The organism is Mucilaginibacter psychrotolerans (genome assembly GCF_004519315.1).
Taxonomy (GTDB): Bacteria; Bacteroidota; Bacteroidia; order Sphingobacteriales; family Sphingobacteriaceae; genus Mucilaginibacter; species Mucilaginibacter psychrotolerans.
This window is the reverse complement of sequence record NZ_SOZE01000001.1, coordinates 378,789-396,313: the sequence shown is the minus strand read 5'-3', so window position 1 is coordinate 396,313 and position 17,525 is coordinate 378,789. Positions and strand designations below refer to the sequence as shown.

The window sequence follows — 17,525 nt, the reverse complement described above, 5'->3', positions numbered from 1 at the left end:
ATATTAGTATTTGATTTAAAATCGCGCAAAATGAAAAAACTATTCCTCCTTGCCATACTGATAAGCCTTAGTAGCACGAAAGCCTTTTGCCAAACCGATAAAGACGATATCAAGAAAGCCATCAACACGATGTTCGATGCGATGAGAAAGGGGGACAGTACTCTGTTGAAGTCGGTATTTGCAGATGGGATGGTGTTGCAGGGCCTGGATACTAAAGCAGATGGCACTATCGTATTGATGAATGAAAAGCCGGAGGGTTTCCTGAAAGCCGTTGGTACGCCGCATAAAGAAGTTTATGACGAGCGCATCACCTATGGCGATATTAAAGTAGATGGTGCGCTGGCCAGCGTATGGACACCTTACAAATTCTACCGCGGCGCAGCGTTCAGCCATTGCGGCATCAATTTTTTCCAGCTGATGAAAACCCCTAACGGCTGGAAAATCATTTACATCGTTGATACCCGCCGCAAAGATAATTGCCCGGAATAGTTCAGGACATCGTCATTGCTAGCGATAGCCTGGCAACCATCGGCAAGCAGGGCCTCTCTGCTTGCCGAGGATTGCTTCGTCGCCCCACCTCCAGGCCTCTTGCGCCGCTCCTTGCAAGGACGAGGTGGTGAGTTTCTATCTCTAACCTCTTATTTCGAGCCTCGCCCAACTAACCTCTAATCTCTATCCTCCAACCTCTCTAATTGTAACATTTTAAATATTAGCCGCAAATAGGGTTACTATTGCCGGCTACGGGGTATCAATAGCAAACCAATTAACTCATCGCAAAGGGCTTAACTCCAGCGCGGTTAGGCACTGCTCCATAATATCATTATATCATCCATCGATTTCCATTTTGCCGCCAGCAAATACACTGGGGGCTTTCATATTTTAACTTAAATTATTGATAATCAATATATTATATAAATTAAATCCAAAAATGTTGGGTTACTTTTGATTGTCGCCGGGTATCAATACTAAACCAATAAATCAATCATGAAAACAAAAATCTTAGTGGTGCTGGCAGCCGTTGCTTTGCTGGCAGCGTGTAAAGGAAAAAATTACGAATACGCCAATACCGATAAACGCGCTTCTGCCGCTGATACGGTCGGTATAGCGGCAGACACTCTATTTAAAGGCCCCGATAAACTGGTAAAAACAGCCGACATGGCTTTCAAAGTAAAAAATGTACAGCAAACCGGCGATTCGGTATCAGCGCTTACCAACAGGCTGGGCGGCATGGTCATGCACCACCAAATGCGCTCGGAAGTGGTAAACAGCCAGGATATACGCGTTAGCGACGATTCTGTGCTCCATGTTTCGGCCTTCAACACCTCGGCAGATATGACCGTTAAAATACCCTCCGAAAAACTGGAAGGCTTTATGATAAAGGTAAGCCACCTCGGCATGTATATTACCTCGCGACAGATGGATATCGAAGATAAATCACTTGATTACCTTGCCGAGCGCATGAAAACAAATAACCGCCGCGAAATGATTGCACAACAGAAAAGTGGTAAAATAACCATCAAAAACCCCGATGCTGTGCTTTCGCTGAAAGACGACCTGGTTGACGGGCAGATAAACAACCAGCGGATAGACGCCGCCGTAAAATACAGCAACATCAGCCTCAGCTTTCACCAAAGCAATACTATCTTAAAAGAAATGGTGGCCAATGACGACCCATCTGCCTACCAATTGCCATTCTTTAAACGCCTGGGCATGGCCATCGTAAACGGTTGGGCCATGTTTACCGAATTCATCATCGGCCTGGTAAACGTTTGGGTATTCCTACTCGCCGGGATAGGTGTATGGGTTGCGTATAGGACGTATAAGAAGAGGTATGTGCCATTAAAAGTCTAAAACAAACAACCGTGTCATTTCGAGCGAGCGGAGAGCCGGGCTGCGCGGGGGCGCGACGAGAAACCTTCTGCGCTTTGCAATCGCACCAATGCATGGCGCACGGCAAAGCGGTTATAGCATGGTATACAAGTTCTCTCCTCGCCGCTCGCGCACAATCCCACGCAGCTCGTTCGAGATGACAGGGGTGTAAAAAGGAAAAGAGAAAGGTGTTTCGTGTTACCGAAACGCCTTTCTCTTTTCTCTCTTGTCTCTTGATTCTAGTAGTCCTGCTTCTAAAATTCTACCCCACCAGCTTCTTATACCTGATCCTTTTAGGCGCTACATCGCCCAAACGTTTTTTACGATTTTCTTCGTAATCGCTGTAGTTGCCTTCGAAGAAGTACACTTGTGAGTTGCCCTCGAATGCAAGGATGTGCGTGCAAATCCTATCGAGGAACCACCTGTCGTGGCTGATGACTACGGCACAGCCGCCAAAGTTTTCCAGGGCTTCTTCCAGTGCACGTAAGGTGTTTACGTCGATATCGTTTGTGGGCTCATCCAGCAGTAAAACGTTAGAGCCTTTTTTAAGTGTAATGGATAAATGCACGCGGTTACGCTCACCGCCCGATAGTACGCCAACTTTCTTCTGTTGATCTGCACCGTTGAAGTTGAAGCGCGATACGTAAGCACGTGAATTGAGGGGGCGGTTACCTACCATAATGGTTTCCAGGCCGCCGGTTACGTTTTCCCAAACAGATTTGTTTGGATCCAGGTCGTCGTGCATCTGGTCAACATACCCTAATGCAACGGTTTCGCCTACGCGGAAGGTACCTGCATCGGGTTGATCTTGCCCGGTTATTAAACGGAACAGCGTGGTTTTACCCGCACCGTTGGGGCCGATAATGCCTACTATACCCGCTGGCGGCAGCGAGAAGGTAAGGTTATCGAACAACAATTTATCGCCATAGGCCTTGGTAACGTTATTGGCCTCTATCACGATATTGCCCAAACGCGGGCCCGGCGGAATAAACAACTCCAGCTTTTCTTCCCTGTCCTTTGTTTCCTCCGATGCTAATTTATCGTAGTTGGATAAACGCGCTTTTGATTTGGCGTGGCGGCCCTTTGCCCCCATACGCACCCATTCCAGCTCGCGCTCCAAAATCTTCTGGCGTTTGCTCTCGCCTTTCTCTTCCTGGGCAAGGCGTTTCGATTTCTGGTCGAGCCATGACGAGTAATTTCCTTTCCATGGCAAACCTTCGCCACGGTCCAGTTCCAGTATCCAGCCGGCAACATTATCCAGGAAGTACCTGTCGTGCGTTACGGCAATAACGGTGCCTTTATATTGTTTAAGGTGCTGCTCCAACCAATCGATAGATTCAGCATCCAGGTGGTTGGTAGGTTCATCCAGCAGTAAAACATCCGGCTCCTGCAGCAGTAAGCGGCATAAAGCAACACGGCGGCGCTCACCGCCCGATAGTACGGAGATTTTGGCATCCGGGTCGGGGCAGCGCAGAGCATCCATGGCGCGTTCCAGTTTCACGTCAAGTTCCCAGGCGTTCACGGCATCAATCTGATCCTGCAGTTCGCCCTGGCGGCTCATCAGCTTATCCATTTTATCGGCATCGCTGAAATATTCTTCTAAACCGAATTTCTCGTTTATCTCTTCGTATTCTTTTAATAAAGCTGTTGTTGCAGCAACGCCTTCCTCCACAATTTCTTTTACGGTTTTGTTGGGATCCAGCTCCGGCTCCTGACTCAGGTAGCCCACGGTATAGCCCGGCGAAAATACCACCTCGCCGATGTTGGTTTTATCTATACCGGCAATAATTTTCAGCAAGCTTGATTTACCCGAACCGTTTAAACCGATAACGCCTATTTTGGCACCGTAAAAAAACGACAGGTAGATGTTTTTGAGTACTGTTTTTTGCGGGGGATAAACTTTGCTTACCCCTGCCATAGAAAATATGATCTTCTCGTCGGCCATTGTACTAGTATTGGTTTATGATGTATGTGGTTTCAAATATCTCGTAAATAAGGCATGCGGCAAAATTAATATGGGTAGAAAAATGAAAAAGAAACCGGTATTAATGCAGCTGTAGCATCGTAGTTTAATTTGCCGGCCGACAAACAGCACAGGGTCCCGCGCATTCGCGATTGACATAAAAAAGAGTCTGTACATAAATAAAACCCAATGTTAAACAACAAAACTAAATTTGGTCAAGATAGGCTTTGTGCCCTTTGCGCTAAACTATATGCCAGTCTTTGCGGACTTTGCGGTTAAACTTATACCGCAAAGTCCGTAAAGGGAGAAACACAGCCAAATGCAATTTTAATTAAAATGCCTTAAATGCGTATATGATGTAGCCTCTTTAGGGTGAGGCTACTCGGTATTTTAAGTAAAAAATATTGATTTATTTATGCCGATTATTTATATAACTTGCTGTTAATTAACCTATGGCCGCCAAACAAAAATTAGGGAATCCGTTTTTCGTCACCGCTGTGTTGGTGCTGATGATCAATGACTGGTATTGCAAACCAAACTTTCACAATGTGCTTACGGGCAAGCTGTCTGATTTTGCCGGACTGTTTGCTTTCGCTTATTTCTTAGGTGCGCTTTGGCCGCGAAGGGTACTGCTTGTACATACCGCTACGCTGGTATTGTTTATGGTTTGGAAATCGCCCCTGGCGCAGCCATTTATCGATAGCCTTAACGGCGCGGGCGTCCCCATTGATCGCGTGGTAGACTATTCCGATTATGTCGCTTTGCTTGTGCTCCCCCTGAGCTACTACCTGTTTAATGCATCAGGTAGCTACTGCTTAAAGCCCGTACTGCGAAACCTGGTTATCTGCTTCTCGGTATTATCATTCGTGGCTACTAGCATGGTGCGTGGTAAATACACAAAAATTACGGGCATTAATAAAACTTACAGTTTCAATTTCTCTAAGCGCGAACTGGTATCGCGCGTAAACTCGCTGCAACTGGAATATATAAAGGATTTAGATAAGTATGTACGCAGCCACAACAGCAGCAAAAGCCTGAAGATATCCCCCGATACAGCCAACATCGATTTCGACAGCAAGACCAATACGTTTTACTTTAGCAGCAACTTCAACAAAAAAGATACGATAGCGCAATTACTGGATTACAAGCGGCTGCAGGATGCCGACACCATCCGCCTGCGCACCATGCATTCAGATATCAATATCTCGGGTGATGGAAAGCACTCCGAACTCAAATTACTTGGTCTAATGAGGTACGTAGAACTTAGAGACAAAAGCGATGCGCAAGAAAAAGCTGTCGGCCTCTTCGAGAAATGGGTAATTAAGAAAATAGATAAAGGGTATGGAAAATAGGCCTCAGGGAAATTGCTTTTAAAATATTGCGCGCGATGGAACGTGCGATTCCCCTCTTGAGAGGGGTGGAGGGGTGTGTTGGCAAGCCATGCATTGTGCCGTTGCAAGGTGGCGAACACACCCCTCCCATCACACAATCTGCCGCGCCCCCTCTCAAGAGGGGAATGAAAAACTTAAAAGCTATTTCCCTGAGGTTTATAGATAAATTATCTGCCATTACGGCACCAACACCAAAAAAGCGATAATATACTGCTACAATTGGGCAAATTACAATTAAATCCTGCGCAATAATCCCTTACATTTACTTTCCATGAACTTAGCGTTCGTGTATCATATGCAAACCAACATTCGCAGCGCCTGTCGTTTATCCATAGTATTGTTTTTTATATTGACGCTCTTTGGCGTCACGCCATCCCGTGCCCAGGATCCCTGGAAGAACCTCGAGAAAAGACCATCTACGCTGCATTTAGATAAAGGGCTGTTAACTTTTAATACGCCGGCATTCCGGCTAAAGCTGGTGAAAGCTTCGCAAACCGTTGCCGGGTTGCAACCCAATACCGAAAAAGATTTTGATTTTACCCCGTCGGAGCGCCTGGCTCAACGCAGCAGCGATGGCATGTATCACCTCGGCGATATCAACCTGCGCCTTAAAAGCGCAGGTGATACCGCATGGACCAATTATTCCACTGCTGCAAGCCGCGAAGATGTTACACCGCTGCAAGTAATGCAAGCCGGCGTACTGGCCGCTGCGGACCTATCGCCTACGCTTCCGGCCAACATCCCGCTTAAAGTGCAACGTTACTGGCAAGTGGTAAAGGGCAACCTGGTGCTATCATTCAAGTTGAAAAACACAAGCAACCAGGCAGTAGAAATTGGCGCGCTGGGCATGCCGATGATTTTCAATAACATTTTACAGGGCGAGGAACTGGAACAGGCCCACGCCAGAAACGTATTTTACGACCCATACATCGGCCGCGATGCCGGTTATTTGCAGGCAACCCGCCTCAGCGGCAAAGGGCCCGCCTTGCTGGTACTGCCCTATGGTAAATCGCCTTTTGAGGCATACAACCCACTGCTTGCCGACCCAACCCCGAAAGGGATAGATTTTGAAGGTTTTTACGAGTGGATGGTGCACAGCAAGGCCTACGCCGAAAACGAATGGAAAAAAGCCGAACCCTGGAACAAGCCGACATCTGTGGTAGTGAAGCCCGGGCAAACGGTTGAATATGGCGTACAGTTTGTGCTGTCGCCCACCATCAAAGGAATCGAACAAAAACTTGTTGAGCAGCACCGCCCGGTAGCAGTAGGCATACCGGGGTATGTATTGCCGCAAGGCACCGATGCCAGGCTGTTCTTAAACTACAGTAAGAAAGTTAAAACATTAACCGTAGAACCGGCTGGCGCGCTCAGCATTACACCAACTAGTGCCGAAAACAAAACACTGCAAGCCTACAGCGTAAAAGGCCTGCAATGGGGGCGGGCGCGCTTAACCATCACCTATACCGATGGGTTAAGCCAAACCATCAGCTATAAAGTAATTAAAGCGGAGCGCGAACTGGTAAAGGATTTCGGCCATTTCCTGACCACCGAACAATGGTTTAACAAGCCCGACACGTTCCATCGCAACCCTTCGGTCATCACTTACGATTACGAAAAGAAGCAGCAGGTTACCCAGGATAGCCGCGTTTGGATTGCCGGCCTTAGCGACGAAGGTGGCGCGGGCAGCTGGCTGGGGGCTATGATGAAACAACTGGTGCAGCCCGATAAAGCCGAGCTAGCCAAACTGCAGGAATTTGTAAACCACACCCTGTTCGGCAACATACAGCATGCCGATGGTCCACAGAAATACGGGGTGAAGAAAAGCGTATTTTATTACCAGCCCGACAGTATCCCCAAAGGCACTTACAGCGATAGCCTCAACTGGAAAACATGGGCGGCCTGGAGCCATCAAGCTGCCAACGATGTGGGCCGCTCTTACAATTACCCACACGTTACCGCCGCACATTGGGTAATGTACCGGCTGGCGCGTAATTATACCGGCCTGGTAACGCAGGGCGACTGGCAATTCTACCTCAATAGCGCCTATGAAACCACCATGGCCATGGTAAAGCAGGCACCATATTATGCTCAGTTCGGGCAGATGGAGGGAACGATATTTTATTTATTGCTGATGGACCTGAAGGCCGAAGGCTGGAGCGATAGGGCCCTCTCACTAGAAACCGAAATGCGCAAACGCGCCGAGCACTGGCATACCCTGCAATACCCCTTTGGTAGTGAGATGCCCTGGGATAGTACCGGGCAGGAAGAGGTGTACACGTGGTCGGACTACTTTGGATACACCGATAAAGCCGAGGTGACCATCAACGCCATATTGGGTTATATGCCCACCGTGCCGCATTGGGGTTATAACGGTTCGGCACGCCGTTATTGGGACTTTTTGTACGGCGGCAAGCTTTCGCGTATAGAGCGGCAGCTGCACCACTACGGCTCGGGGATGAACGCCATCCCTGTATTGAGCGAGTACCGCAAGCACCCCGCCGATTTATACCTGTTGCGCGTAGGCTATGGCGGATTGATGGGCGCTATATCCAACATTACGCAGGACGGTTTTGGTCCGGCGGCCTTCCACGCTTATCCATCAACCCTAAAGATTGATGGCCTCTCCGGTGACTATGGCCCTAACTTTTTTGGCTACGCCGTAAACTCGGCCACTTATATTACTCACGATACAAACTTTGGCTGGCTAGCCTTTGGTGGTAACCTAAGCAGCGCTAAGGGTATTATCCAGGTAGATATTACTACGGCCTCCGCATCGCGGGTATTTATTGCGCCGGCTGGCCTATGGCTTACGCTGGATGCCGGCACTTTTAAAACCATAAGCTACAACCCGGCAACAGGCAGCATAACAGCTACCCTGAACGCAGCCGACGACCATACACCTAAAGCTTTATTGCGCATACAGCAGGCCTCGGTCGGCAGACAGTATAAATTGATACAGAAAACGGGAATGGAGCGTGGGGCTTATGTGATTCCATTGGGTAGTAAATTGGCGAAGGTGGAGTTGAGCAGGTAGGTGGTGAAAGACCTTTGCATCTATTTACTATCGCTCGCAGATTTTAACCCTTTAGCGATAAATACCTTACAGGTTCTCAAGTGGCTCAAAAGGCATCATTGACCGTGCCTGCTCTTTAAATAATCAGAAAATGAAATGCGTTCGCCATCCTCTTCTCTTTTTGCTTCATTGTAAATGCGCACATCTTCCAAATCCTCCAGCTTTTCCACTATAGCCTCAAACTCATCAACAGTAAGTACGACAAATGAGTTATTCCCCTCGCTGTCTTTCAGGTATTGTGGGTGCAGAGGTAGCATAGTTCTGTATTAAAATTTCGAAGGATTCCGGCTTGTATGAAAAATCGAGGCTACATATACCAGTTTCGTTTTTTGATTTACCCTGTATACAATCACATAAGGGAAGCCTTTAACTTTGGCAACACGATAAATTTCAGAAAATCTTACATTATAATGCAGCGGATTACTTTCAATCCTGTTTAGCTTACCACTAACCGCATTATAGAACCTTGTGCCTAATCCAATACGTTCGCCTTCATACCATTCACAGGCTTCTGCAAAATCAACTTCCGCCTGCTTAAGTAGCTTAACGGTATACACGGTCCATTTCTTGCTTTATCTCATTCCAATCACGGGCGGTGGTTTTGCCCTTCATAAACGCTTTATCGCGTTTCAAAACCTCTGCTTGTTGCTCGTCAGTCAAAAACAAATCGTCTTCTTCAGTTTCATAATCATACTTCAGGCTATCCAAAAAAGCTAATAGTACTTTTTCTTCCTGTTTATTCTGTGGATTAACTGATACTGTCATAATAACAAATTTACAATTCGCATCTTAGATTAACAACAGCATACCGGCTCAATCCGAGTCGTCTTTAACGTAGGTTAGCATCCAATCTTTATTAACGTAATCAAAATAGTAGTTGATGTGCATGCCCGAATCTTCCAGGGCATAAACCATATCTACACGGGTTTCGCTTAGGTGTTGTATCTCAAAAATATTTGGCCCTGTACTTTTAAATTTGGTGTATTTCCAATCATTTCGGGGTAGGTAATGGATACTATCAATCTTCACATCGTCGCCAAAAACTACTTTAAGCGGAAATTTAACGTGCGCCATTTGAAAAGCCGAATCGCAGTTGAACTTTTGCAAAAAGCCATCAAACTCACTTACCGCGATAACATCAGCTCCCTTCGGCGAAGCTACAGTGTTATTATGATCATATTTAGTTTGCTTATCGCCACCGCGGCAACCTAAAAGCATCAAAGGGAATAAGCAGGCAATTAATCTGTATTTCATCATTAGGGTAATGCTTTATATAAAAACCAGGGGGTAAGCACCACGTTCAACAGGATCATCACGATGCATAGCGCCTTGTTGAATCTACCGCCTGCTTTCTGCAGGAAAACACCCAGCACTATCCCGCCAAAGAGCATCATCGCCGCATCGAAGTAAGTGAGTACATCCGGATCGGGCGGGTAAAAATCTACCCTGAACAAGCCCAGCATATCGGGCAGGTACAGGTACACATCGTACAGGCAAAGGATATAAAGAACAGTTAGGGTGACGGGCCGGCGCATGGCTATAAAGCTACCGATATCTTTTTATTAATAAAAAAACATGTTCAGGGTCGCCCGGGGAGATGATACACCTCATCTTCCATTATGCCTGCCGTCAGGTACGCAGCCGCTGGTCGGGATTACTTTTGAGGCATCAAATAACAAATGTATTATGAAAAATTTACGACTTAACCTCCTCGCCATTGCCCTGCTAAGCGGCATTACCACAGCATTTGCGCAACAAAAAAACGAATGGGACCTCAGGATACGGGCCATTGCAGTAGTTCCGCAGGAAAGTGCTACCATCGGCGTAATAGGCGGCGGCATCAATATCTCTAACACCGTTGTGCCCGAACTTGATTTCACCTACTTCTTTGCCAATAACTTCTCTGCCGAACTGATACTGGCTACCACCAAGCATAAGGCCCACACCACCGGCTCTAATTTAACTGCTATTGGCGGCCCTGCATCTGCAGATGTAGACCTGGGCAGCGTTTGGTTGTTGCCGCCTACCCTTACGCTGCAATACCACGTGCCAACAGGTACCGGCTTTAAACCATACGTGGGTGCTGGTCTCAATTACACCTTCTTTTACAGTGCAAACAAAGGCACAACTGTTCAGGGCATCAAATACCAGAATACAGCTTCTTTTGCCGCACAGGCAGGTTTTGATTACGACATTACCAAAAAGGTTTTCCTTAACCTGGATGTTAAAAAGATATTCCTGAAAACCGATGTAAAGGTAGATGCCGCAAACCTTACCCCGGCAAGCAACCCCGGTTTAAGCGCAACCCTGCAGGCCATACCCGCAACCGTAAACATCAAACCATGGGTAATTGGTGTGGGTGTTGGGTTTAGGTTGTAAAATAACACCGCGACAAGTTTAAAAACAGCCTCTGCTATCAAAAGCAGGGGCTGTTTTTTGTAAAATCAGTTGGGTAATTTAATACGAGCGACAACCGGAATGCTAACTATTATTTTGAAAAAGAAAGTAAATACTCAGCCAAATCGCCTGTTTCTTTAGGTGAAAAACATGGCTTGAAATAGCCGACATAATTAATAAGGCCATTTACGGCCAAAATTTTCACATGTTGGAATTCTTCAATCGGTTTGTGGTTTATTAAAACTATCAGATTTTTTATTGGGATTTTTCTATCACCCCAGTGATGTTTACCTAGCGTAAACCTTGCATTGGAAATTTCATTATTCATAATCTTATATAAAGCAAAGTTTGTCCGCCTGATTTGCTCAACAGGTGAATGAAGATTTAGATTATTCAACGAATCCTTACTCCAATTTTTGGTTTCTATCAGGAAAACTCCGGAAGGGGCTACCAGGATGTGGTCAATTTGAATAGACTTTATGTAATCATTTTGTTGCCGACGATAAATAGGGGGATTAAATGCACAGGTAAAATCATTAATTAAAATATAGTCGTCAGATAATTTTTCCAGTTCTTTAACAACCTTATGCTCGCCCAACGCTCCATAAATAAACGCATTGATTTCGTCAATAACTTGCTTTTTCCTATCAAGTTCGTTTAATTGAGGCGAACCGCTTTCCCGCACCGCTTCGTCAAAATTCGAAACGATATATTTATGACGGTCATTCTTTTTGTTATAGTCGTCTGTCAAATGTTTGAGCGAATAGTCAATCCTGGAATTGACAGTAATCTTGGTGTACCGGATTCTCAGCTTGAGGATAACACTCTTGATGTAAATGACAATTGAGCGTTTGCCATTGGAATTCGTTGAGAGTAAGTTGCATAGCTGAGTATTTAAGTTTTCAAGCCCCTCCTCGTATTTTTCTTTAACTACAATCTCCTGCTCCTTAATAGCATGTTCCAATTGAACGATTGATTCACTAAGTGTAACCTTTTCCTGCTCAATCAAAAGCTCATGATTTGAAATAATTTGCTTTCGCGAGGAAGAATAGTTATCACGGAATTTAATTACCTCATTTAGTGATTTGTACTCATGGATATTGTGCGCACGCAAACGAGATTTTATTTCCGTTAAACAACCAATTTCATGATAAACCTTACACATGGTATTCTCGAATAGTCTATTTTTATTGGACAAGGGGGAATGACGAAAGATACGCAAACCAGTGAAATAGAACTCTTTTAATTTTTAGTTTTCATCTCGGTTTTCAAATATCGTTTACATAAAAAAGCCTCCCGATTTTGTCAGGAGGCTTTCCATTATCACAAAACAGAAACTAATTATTTCTTATCAGACATCACCACGTATATCGTGTTTTTCGCTTTATCCTGGTGCTGCGCCGTTTTGGCGTCACCGTGGTTGGCATTTAAGTGCGGTGCAATAACCAACGAAACGATTGACATCAACTTAATGAGAATGTTCATCGACGGGCCCGAGGTATCCTTAAACGGATCGCCGACGGTATCACCGGTTACGGATGCTTTATGCGGTTCTGATTTTTTGTAGTAGATCTCGCCGTTGATCTCCACGCCTTTTTCGAATGATTTTTTGGCGTTATCCCATGCACCACCTGCATTGCTCTGGAATATACCCATCAGCACGCCGCTTACGGTAACGCCGGCCAATAAACCACCCAATACTTCGGGACCAAAAACAAAACCGATAATAATAGGTGTAATCAAAGCAATAAGGCCCGGTGCAACCATCTCGCGGATAGATGCCTTGGTAGATATTTCCACGCATTTCTCATACTCGGGGCGCGCTTTGTACTCCATAATACCCGGTATTTCGCGGAACTGGCGGCGCACTTCTTCCACCATGGCCATTGCGGCACGGCCCACAGCCGATATACACAATGCCGAGAAGATGAACGGTATCATACCGCCCACGAATAAACCTGCCAAAACATTGGCTTTGTAAATATCGATATGCTCAATGCCAGCAACGCCCACAAAAGCCGCGAACAAAGCCAGCGAAGTCAACGCTGCGGAAGCAATGGCGAAACCTTTACCTGTGGCAGCAGTGGTGTTCCCCACGGCATCCAGGTTATCAGTACGGCCGCGCACTTCTTCCGGTAAACGGCTCATTTCGGCAATACCACCGGCGTTATCGGCAATTGGGCCGAAGGCGTCGATAGCCAACTGCATAGCCGTAGTAGCCATCATACCGGCAGCAGCAATAGCCACACCGTATAAACCGGCAAAAAAGTAAGAACCGTAAATACCTGCAGCCAAAACCAAAATTGGCAATACGGTAGATTCCATACCCACGGCCAAACCACCGATGATATTGGTTGCGTGACCCGTTGCCGATTGCCTGATGATGCTCATTACCGGGCGTTTGCCCATAGCGGTATAATACTCGGTAATGATACTCATCAAAGTACCTACTACCAAACCTACCATTATCGACCCAAAAACACCGTTCTTGGTAAACACCAGCGAACCTGCCTTAACCGCATGGCCGGCGTCTTCATCGCGCAGCATATGGAAACTATCGTTTGGCAGCATCCATTGCACTAAAAAGTAAGTAGATATCGCGGTTAACACGATGGAAGCCCAGTTGCCTATGTTCAGCGCTTTTTGTACGCTATCAGTTTCGTTCTTGATTTTAACCAGCGAAGCGCCTACAATAGAAAACAGCAAACCTAAACCGGCTATCACCATCGGCAATAATACAGGCGCTATACCACCGAATGCATCATGCGAAACAATTTCGCGGCCCAAAACCATGGTCGCCAGCATCGTTGCCACATACGAGCCGAACAAATCGGCACCCATACCGGCTACGTCGCCTACGTTATCGCCTACGTTATCGGCAATGGTTGCGGGGTTGCGCACGTCATCCTCGGGGATACCTGCTTCAACTTTACCTACTAAATCGGCACCTACGTCGGCTGCTTTGGTATATATACCACCGCCAACACGTGCGAATAAAGCTATCGACTCTGCACCCAGCGAAAAACCGGCCAGTACGTCAAGCGCTTTGGCCATGGCCTCGCCGTTAACCGATGAACCGGCAACGTTGGTCACATACATCGTGTAAAAAACAATAAATAACGATCCTAAGCCTATGATGGCCAAACCGGCAACGCCAAGCCCCATAACGGTACCGCCTGTAAACGATACCTTTAATGCTTGCGCCAAACTGGTTTTAGCAGCCTGCGTAGTACGTACGTTTGATTTGGTTGCGATGCGCATACCCAGGTAACCGGCAAAGGCCGACAAGAATGCACCGATTAAGAATGAAATGGCGATAATCGGGTCGGATGTGGCCACGGTGGTGCCGCTCCAGGCCAGCAATATGGCCGCTACTACCACAAAGTAGCCCAGTATTTTCCATTCGGCGCGTAAGAATGCCATTGCCCCATCAGCAATATAGCCCGCCAGCTCATTCATAGATGCGTCGCCGGTTTCCTGTTTGGTTACCCAGGCCGATTTAATGGCCATAACGAGTATCCCCACAAGGCCAAAAACGGGAATCAAATAAATTAAGTAATTGTTCAAAAAATCCATATTCAATAATTGGTTATAAGTGTGCTTTTTAAAAAACGCGCAGGGGCGTGGTATAATTGGTTAGCGCAAAATAGTAATTTTAATTTCTTTACAATAGCATGTCAAAATTTAAAGTTTGCTTGCCTTTGTTTTTGAAGATCATTCGGTCCCGCTCGCCAAAGGGCATTTAGTTTGGCAAATTCCGTTGTCAATGATAATTATTATTCCTATTTTAAGCCCTTAAACTAAACTTTAATGGCATCTGATTCTTCTCAACCTAAAATGAAACACGAACTGACCCTGCTAGACGGCACCATGCTGGTAGCAGGCTCTATGATCGGTTCCGGTATCTTTATCGTAAGCGCCGATATTACCCGCAACGTAGGCTCGGCCGGCTGGCTGATAGCCGTTTGGCTCATCACCGGTTTCATGACGCTTACCGCAGCCCTTAGCTACGGCGAACTTGCCGGTATGTTCCCCAAAGCAGGTGGGCAATACGTTTACCTCAAAGAATCATATAACAAGCTTATCGCTTTCTTATACGGATGGAGCTTCTTCGCGGTTATACAAACCGGTACCATAGCTGCAGTTGGTGTGGCCTTCTCCAAATTTGCGGCTTATTTATATAAGCCTATCAGCGAAGACAATATTCTGTTCCAAACCATCCTTTACACCAACTCTGCCGGCAAAGACGTTATTTTCAAATTGAACGCTGCGCAACTGGTTTCTATCGCGCTTATTTTCCTGCTTACTTATATCAACACCAAAGGCGTAAAAGGGGGCAAGCTGATACAAACCACCTTTACCATGACCAAGCTGTTAAGCCTGTTCGGCCTGATTATTTTTGGTTTTATTGCTTTCAAACCCGAGATATGGCATGCTAACTGGACCAATGCCTGGGATATGCACAAACTTGATATTGGTGCTGCGGACGGCAAACCCGGCGACTACGGCCCATATGCCATAAATGCTGCCCTTGGTGCCATAGCTATTGCCATGGTAGGCTCCATTTTCAGCAGCGATTCATGGAACAACGTAACCTTTATTGCCGGGGAAATGAAAAACCCCAAGCGCGATGTAGCCTTGAGCCTTTTCTTCGGCACCATGGTTGTTACCATTATCTATATAGCAGCCAACGTGGTGTACACCGGTGTTTTATCCCTGCACGATATCGCCACGGCCGAAAAAGACAGGGTTGCGGTAGCTGCATCGGATGTGATATTTGGCAGCAAGGGCACTATTGTTATCGCTGTTATGATTATGATATCCACCTTTGGCTGCAATAACGGCTTGATACTGGCCGGCTCGCGCGTGTACTATTCCATGGCCAAGGATGGCTTGTTCTTTAAGAAGACCGGCACGTTAAACAAAAATGGCGTACCCGAGTTTGGCTTATGGATACAGGCCGTTGTAGCATCAGTCCTTTGTTTAAGCGGTCGTTACGGCGATTTGCTGGATATGATCTCCTTCGTGGTGGTGTTATTCTATGTGCTTACCATTATCGGTATTTACAGGCTACGTATAAAGCTGCCAAATGCAGAACGCCCTTACAAAGCCTTTGGTTACCCGGTACTACCTGCTATTTATATTTTAATGGGGTTGGCATTTTGCACCTTATTAATTATTTACAAACCAGAATTTACCTGGCCGGGATTAATTATCGTGCTAATAGGCATACCAATTTATTATATAACTAAAGCTACGACTAAACCCGAACCCGACACCGCAGTTTAACCTAAAAAGATATTTCACGCAAAGCCGCTAAGGCGCTAAAAAGCAGAGTTCATCTTTGCGGCTTAGCGCCTTTGCTTGCAAAAAACAAAATCGACAATTTGAATACGAGAATAAAAACACTGGCCATATTTGGCCTGCTTGCAGTGGCCGGCCAACTGCATGCTCAAACCCTCCAGCAAAAACTACAAACCGCATTTAACAAACTGCAGCAGGATAGCCAGTGCAAATACGCCACACTATCGCTTACCGTGCTGGATGCCAAAACCGGCGAGCAGGTATTTGCCGCCAACCCCGATATGGGTCTGGCGCCGGGTTCTACCTTAAAAACGGTTACCAGCATCACCTCGTTTTTTGTTTTGGGGAAGGATTTCCAGTTCGAGACGGCTGTGGGTTACACCGGCAGTATCGATGGCAAAGGCACGCTTACCGGCGACATCATCATTAAAGGCAGCGGCGACCCCACCCTGGGCAGTTGGCGCTATGCCACTACCAGGGAAGGCTACGTTTTGAATACCATGGTGGAGGCCATCAAAAAGGCGGGCATCAAAAAAATACAGGGCAAGATCATCGGCGACGACGGGCAATTTAACCACCAAAGCATCCCCGATGGCTGGATATGGCAGGACCTGGGCACCTACTACGGCGCGGGCATTGCCGGGCTTTGCTGGCGCGAGAACCAGTTCGACATTAAATTGAACACCGGCAGCGTTGGCGAGCCGATATCCGTAGCCGGCACCGTGCCCAATACAAATTACCTGCAATACAAAAGCGAACTCACCACAGGTGCCGCCCACACCGGCGACCAGGCGTACCCCTATCTGCCGGGCTTTAACAGCAAAACCATGTACCTGCGCGGCACCTATGCTATAGACCAAAGCAAGAAAACCATCTCCGCCGCCATCCCCGACCCGGCTTATGATGCGGCTCTCCGCCTGAGCGATACGCTCAAGAAAATGGGGATTACCGTAAGTGCCGAACCTGCTTCCTCCCTGTCTCTAAAAGAAAAGGCCTTAGTTGTACCTGCGGCTACTGCAAGCTTAACCCTTATTAAATCGCCCGAGTTGAGCAAGATTGTTTACTGGCTCAACCAAAAAAGCGTGAACCTGTATGCCGAGCAATTGCTGGCCACGATATCCACTAAATTAGGCAAAGCTGCAGTAACCAGCGATGGCGTAGCAGCCATGCAGAATTTTTGGGAAGCCAAAGGCATCGACCACCGCGCTATGAATATTTACGATGGCAGCGGCCTCTCGCCCGAAGACAGGATAACCTCCTCTACCATCGCCCACATTTTGCAGGCCGCCCATCAGGAAAAATGGTTCGGCGATTTTTATGAGAGCCTGCCCGTTTACAACGATATGAAGATGAAAAGCGGCAGCATCAGCGGCGTACAAGCCTATGCCGGTTTCCAAACCAACAAAGGCCGCGAGCTTTGCTTCTCTATTATGGTGAACAATTACAACGGCCCCGGCAGCGGGATTAGGGCGAAGATGTTTGCCGTGCTGAATGAGATGAAGTAGTAGGCGCAGCCCCCTAACCCCCT

At 46.7% G+C, this 17,525-nt stretch carries 15 protein-coding genes; 7 read left to right on the top strand and 8 right to left on the bottom strand.

Translation table 11 applies throughout. The features are described 5' to 3' along the window. Positions 1-30 precede the first annotated feature (30 nt). On the top strand, positions 31-489 hold the full coding sequence (locus tag E2R66_RS01840; RefSeq protein ID WP_133229428.1) for a nuclear transport factor 2 family protein: 459 nt from the start codon (positions 31-33) through the stop codon (positions 487-489). Positions 490-984: 495 nt separating this feature from the next. Further along, positions 985-1,851 carry a DUF4349 domain-containing protein gene (locus E2R66_RS01835; RefSeq protein WP_133229430.1) on the top strand — a complete coding sequence of 289 codons (867 nt, stop codon included), beginning with the start codon at positions 985-987 and terminating at the stop codon, positions 1,849-1,851. Positions 1,852-2,131: 280 nt separating this feature from the next. On the opposite strand, the gene ettA is transcribed toward E2R66_RS01835, so the two are convergent. Next, complete coding sequence (gene ettA / locus E2R66_RS01830; RefSeq protein WP_133229432.1) at positions 2,132-3,814, bottom strand: energy-dependent translational throttle protein EttA; 1,683 nt, start codon at positions 3,812-3,814, stop codon at positions 2,132-2,134. A gap of 470 nt (positions 3,815-4,284) precedes the next feature. Between ettA and E2R66_RS01825 the strand changes: the two genes are divergently transcribed. Further along, positions 4,285-5,184, top strand: coding sequence for a hypothetical protein (locus tag E2R66_RS01825; protein WP_133229434.1), 900 nt, complete (start codon positions 4,285-4,287; stop codon positions 5,182-5,184). A gap of 310 nt (positions 5,185-5,494) precedes the next feature. Further along, positions 5,495-8,257 carry a DUF5695 domain-containing protein gene (locus E2R66_RS01820; RefSeq protein WP_204985845.1) on the top strand — a complete coding sequence of 921 codons (2,763 nt, stop codon included), beginning with the start codon at positions 5,495-5,497 and terminating at the stop codon, positions 8,255-8,257. Positions 8,258-8,352: 95 nt separating this feature from the next. Here E2R66_RS01820 and E2R66_RS01815 read toward each other — a convergent pair whose 3' ends face one another. Genes E2R66_RS01815 through E2R66_RS01795 form a run of 5 tightly spaced genes read right to left on the bottom strand, consistent with a single transcriptional unit; the run spans position 8,353 to position 9,831 of the window. Next, complete coding sequence (locus E2R66_RS01815; RefSeq protein ID WP_133229436.1) at positions 8,353-8,553, bottom strand: hypothetical protein; 201 nt, start codon at positions 8,551-8,553, stop codon at positions 8,353-8,355. A gap of 9 nt (positions 8,554-8,562) precedes the next feature. After that, complete coding sequence (locus E2R66_RS01810; protein ID WP_133229438.1) at positions 8,563-8,853, bottom strand: type II toxin-antitoxin system RelE/ParE family toxin; 291 nt, start codon at positions 8,851-8,853, stop codon at positions 8,563-8,565. Continuing rightward, the gene (locus E2R66_RS01805) at positions 8,840-9,061 is read right to left on the bottom strand and encodes an addiction module protein (RefSeq protein WP_133229440.1); all 222 of its coding nucleotides are present in this window, start codon (positions 9,059-9,061) and stop codon (positions 8,840-8,842) included. Before E2R66_RS01805 ends, E2R66_RS01810 begins: the two co-directional genes overlap by 14 nt. A 48-nt stretch (positions 9,062-9,109) precedes the next feature. Then, positions 9,110-9,553: a DUF4348 domain-containing protein gene (locus E2R66_RS01800; protein WP_133229442.1), complete on the bottom strand. Its 444-nt coding sequence runs from the start codon at positions 9,551-9,553 to the stop codon at positions 9,110-9,112. Next, complete coding sequence (locus tag E2R66_RS01795; RefSeq protein ID WP_133229444.1) at positions 9,553-9,831, bottom strand: hypothetical protein; 279 nt, start codon at positions 9,829-9,831, stop codon at positions 9,553-9,555. The genes E2R66_RS01800 and E2R66_RS01795 overlap by 1 nt, the downstream gene beginning before the upstream one ends. Positions 9,832-9,982: 151 nt before the next feature. Here E2R66_RS01795 and E2R66_RS01790 point away from each other — a divergent pair, with 151 nt between their 5' ends. Continuing rightward, complete coding sequence (locus E2R66_RS01790; protein ID WP_133229446.1) at positions 9,983-10,675, top strand: OmpW/AlkL family protein; 693 nt, start codon at positions 9,983-9,985, stop codon at positions 10,673-10,675. A gap of 109 nt (positions 10,676-10,784) precedes the next feature. Here the strand turns inward: E2R66_RS01790 and E2R66_RS01785 are convergent, their stop codons facing one another. Further along, complete coding sequence (locus E2R66_RS01785; protein WP_133229448.1) at positions 10,785-11,858, bottom strand: nuclease-related domain-containing protein; 1,074 nt, start codon at positions 11,856-11,858, stop codon at positions 10,785-10,787. Between the two features lie 176 nt (positions 11,859-12,034). Further along, on the bottom strand, positions 12,035-14,269 hold the full coding sequence (locus tag E2R66_RS01780) for a sodium-translocating pyrophosphatase (protein ID WP_133229450.1): 2,235 nt from the start codon (positions 14,267-14,269) through the stop codon (positions 12,035-12,037). 261 nt (positions 14,270-14,530) lie between these two features. Here E2R66_RS01780 and E2R66_RS01775 point away from each other — a divergent pair, with 261 nt between their 5' ends. Beyond that, positions 14,531-15,982 carry an APC family permease gene (locus tag E2R66_RS01775; protein ID WP_240049208.1) on the top strand — a complete coding sequence of 484 codons (1,452 nt, stop codon included), beginning with the start codon at positions 14,531-14,533 and terminating at the stop codon, positions 15,980-15,982. A gap of 98 nt (positions 15,983-16,080) precedes the next feature. Continuing rightward, positions 16,081-17,502 carry a D-alanyl-D-alanine carboxypeptidase/D-alanyl-D-alanine endopeptidase gene (gene dacB / locus E2R66_RS01770; RefSeq protein ID WP_240049207.1) on the top strand — a complete coding sequence of 474 codons (1,422 nt, stop codon included), beginning with the start codon at positions 16,081-16,083 and terminating at the stop codon, positions 17,500-17,502. Positions 17,503-17,525: the final 23 nt, after the last annotated feature.

Coding starts and splice junctions, on each gene's coding strand:
- E2R66_RS01840 (WP_133229428.1), top strand. CDS start 31: ATGAAAAAACTATTCCTCCTTGCCATACTGATAAGCCTTAGTAGCACG.
- E2R66_RS01835 (WP_133229430.1), top strand. CDS start 985: ATGAAAACAAAAATCTTAGTGGTGCTGGCAGCCGTTGCTTTGCTGGCA.
- ettA (WP_133229432.1), bottom strand. CDS start 3,814: ATGGCCGACGAGAAGATCATATTTTCTATGGCAGGGGTAAGCAAAGTT.
- E2R66_RS01825 (WP_133229434.1), top strand. CDS start 4,285: ATGGCCGCCAAACAAAAATTAGGGAATCCGTTTTTCGTCACCGCTGTG.
- E2R66_RS01820 (WP_204985845.1), top strand. CDS start 5,495: ATGAACTTAGCGTTCGTGTATCATATGCAAACCAACATTCGCAGCGCC.
- E2R66_RS01815 (WP_133229436.1), bottom strand. CDS start 8,553: ATGCTACCTCTGCACCCACAATACCTGAAAGACAGCGAGGGGAATAAC.
- E2R66_RS01805 (WP_133229440.1), bottom strand. CDS start 9,061: ATGACAGTATCAGTTAATCCACAGAATAAACAGGAAGAAAAAGTACTA.
- E2R66_RS01800 (WP_133229442.1), bottom strand. CDS start 9,553: ATGATGAAATACAGATTAATTGCCTGCTTATTCCCTTTGATGCTTTTA.
- E2R66_RS01795 (WP_133229444.1), bottom strand. CDS start 9,831: ATGCGCCGGCCCGTCACCCTAACTGTTCTTTATATCCTTTGCCTGTAC.
- E2R66_RS01790 (WP_133229446.1), top strand. CDS start 9,983: ATGAAAAATTTACGACTTAACCTCCTCGCCATTGCCCTGCTAAGCGGC.
- E2R66_RS01785 (WP_133229448.1), bottom strand. CDS start 11,858: ATGTGTAAGGTTTATCATGAAATTGGTTGTTTAACGGAAATAAAATCT.
- E2R66_RS01780 (WP_133229450.1), bottom strand. CDS start 14,269: ATGGATTTTTTGAACAATTACTTAATTTATTTGATTCCCGTTTTTGGC.
- E2R66_RS01775 (WP_240049208.1), top strand. CDS start 14,531: ATGAAACACGAACTGACCCTGCTAGACGGCACCATGCTGGTAGCAGGC.